Source organism: uncultured Methanobrevibacter sp. (assembly GCF_902771435.1).
Classification (GTDB): Archaea; Methanobacteriota; Methanobacteria; order Methanobacteriales; family Methanobacteriaceae; genus Methanocatella.
Window position 1 is genome coordinate 1 of record NZ_CACXXB010000087.1, and the last position, 2607, is coordinate 2607.

Here is a 2607-nt window from a genome sequence, read left to right on the forward strand (position 1 = left end):
TGACAAATAAAAATTATGGATTAGCAACATTAGGTGTACGTGCAGGACAAACTCCAGACCCCGTAACTGGGGCACAAGCAGTTCCAATTTTCCAAACTACTTCATATGTATTTAAAGACTCAGATGAGGCTGCAAGAAGATTCGCCCTTCAAGAATTTGGACAAATTTATTCCAGATTAACAAACCCTACCAGTGATGTATTTGAAGCAAGAATTGCTGCTATCGAAGGCGGTAATTCAGGTATTTCAACATCAAGTGGTCTTGCAGCAATTTCATATGCAATATTGAATGTAACCGAACCTGGAGACAACATTGTATCTGCAGACAACCTTTACGGTGGAACATACCAATTATTTAATTATACTTTTAAAGACTTGGCAAGGGAAGTTAAATTTGTTAATTCACAAGACTTACAGGCTTTTGAAGATGCAATTGATGAAAAAACCAAAGCAATTTATGTTGAATCAATTGGAAACCCAAAATTGGATGTGCCTGACTTTGAAGCATTGGCAGAAATTGCACATTCACATGACATCCCGTTAATTGTAGATAATACTGTTGGTGTAGGACTTGTCAGACCATTGGAACATGGTGCTGATGTCATTGCTGCATCTGCAACCAAATATGTCGGAGGTCATGGTACTGCTGTTGGAGGTTATATCGTTGATTCTGGTAAATTCAATTGGGGAAATGGTAAATTTAACAATTTCACAAAACCTGATCCAAGTTACCATGGTATTGTATTTTGGGATTCATTCGGAGATGTTCCTGAACTTGGAAACCTTGCATTTACTGTAAGAATAAGAGCAAGACTCTTAAGGGATCTCGGAGCAACTCAAGCACCGGTACACAGCTTCATATTCTTGCAAGGACTTGAAAGTTTAGATGTTAGAGTAAAAAGACACTCTGAAAATGCATTAAAAGTAGCTAAATTTTTAGAATCACATCCTAAAGTCAAATGGGTAAATTATCCTGGTCTTGAATCACACCCAACATATGAAATCAACAAAAAATACTTGAAAGACAATTTTGCAGGTATTTTAGGTTTTGGTGTTGAAGGTGGAGAAGAAGCCGGAAGAAAAGTAATTGAAAAATTGGAATTATTCTCAATTCTTGCAAACATTGGGGATGCAAAAAGTTTAGCAATTCACCCTGCAAGTACTACCCATCAACAATTGACTCCTGAAGAACAAGAAGCAACAGGTGTAACACCAGACTTTATCAGACTTTCCATCGGTTTGGAAGATGTTGATGATTTAATTGCAGATTTAAGTCAAGCGTTAGATAGTATCTAGTTACTATCTAATCACTTAAAACATATATACTTAAAAATTTTTATTTATTAAAAAAAGACAATTGGGAGATAATGAAATGTATTTAGATAACTCAGCAACTACTCAAGTTAGTGAGGAAGTATTTGAAGAAATGAAACCATTTTTCACAGAAGAGTTTGGAAACCCTTCAACTCTTTATGGAATTGGTCGTGAATCAAAAAAGGCATTAAATTTGGCTCGTCAAAGAGTGGCTGATGCTATTAATGCAAAACCTGAAGAAATAATTTTTACAAGCGGAGGATCAGAATCTGATAATCTCGCTATTAAGGGAATAGCTTTTAAATTATCTAAAAAAGGTAAACATATTATCACTACCAATATCGAGCATCCTGCCGTAAAAAATACTTTAGGATTTTTAGAATCCCTCGACTTTAAAGTAACCTATTTGCCTGTGAATGGGGAAGGTATCATCAGTGTTGAAGATTTAAAAGAAGCAATAACTGATGAAACAATTTTGATAACAATTATGCATGCAAATAATGAATTGGGTACCATTCAACCAATCGAAGAGATTGGTAAAATCGCTCGTGAAAAAGGCATTAAATTCCACACTGATGCCGTACAAAGTTTCGGTAAAATTGAAGTTGATGTTGAAAAATTAAATGTAGATTTACTTTCTTTATCTTCTCATAAAATTAATGGTCCAAAAGGTGTAGGAGCTTTATATATTAAAAAAGGAACTCGTGTTGTCCCACTTATACATGGTGGAGGTCAGGAAAAAGGAATTAGGTCTGGAACCGAAAATGTTCCTGGAATTGTTGGATTTGGTAAAGCATGTCAATTGGCAGCAGATAACCTCGATGCACATTACGAAAAGTTATCCTCAATTCGTGATGAACTGATTGAAAAGGTACTAACAACCATTCCTGAAGCTTATTTAAATGGATCTAAAGAAATTAGATTACCTAATTTGGTTAATTTTAGATTTAAAGCTATTGAAGGTGAGTCTTTAATTCTTTTATTGGATGCTAAAGGTTATCAGGCATCTACTGGATCTGCATGTTCATCTAATACTTTGGAAGCATCTCCAGTATTGACTGCATTAGGCCTTGACCCTGTTGATGTTCATGGGTCATTGAGAATATCTTTAGCGCCTGAAAGCGATGCTTTTGATGTTGATGAATTTGTTGATGTAATTGTAGAAGCTGTTAAAAGATTAAGACAAATGTCACCGTTATGGAATCAGGAACTTGATTACGATAATATAATGTGTAAAAAACATGAAGATAACTGTAGGAAGTGTTAATTATGGATTATTCAGAAAAAGTTATGG

The 2607-nt window shown here is 34.9% G+C and carries 2 protein-coding genes; both read left to right on the top strand.

The window, feature by feature from the left end; all coding sequences use genetic code 11:
• The coding region (locus QZU83_RS10610; RefSeq protein ID WP_295611952.1) for an O-acetylhomoserine aminocarboxypropyltransferase/cysteine synthase family protein at window positions 1-1295 on the top strand (1295 nt) is incomplete at its 5' end.
• 76 nt (window positions 1296-1371) lie between these two features.
• Window positions 1372-2580, top strand: a complete 1209-nt coding sequence (gene nifS / locus QZU83_RS10615; RefSeq protein ID WP_295611953.1) for a cysteine desulfurase NifS — start codon at window positions 1372-1374, stop codon at window positions 2578-2580.
• Window positions 2581-2607: the final 27 nt, after the last annotated feature.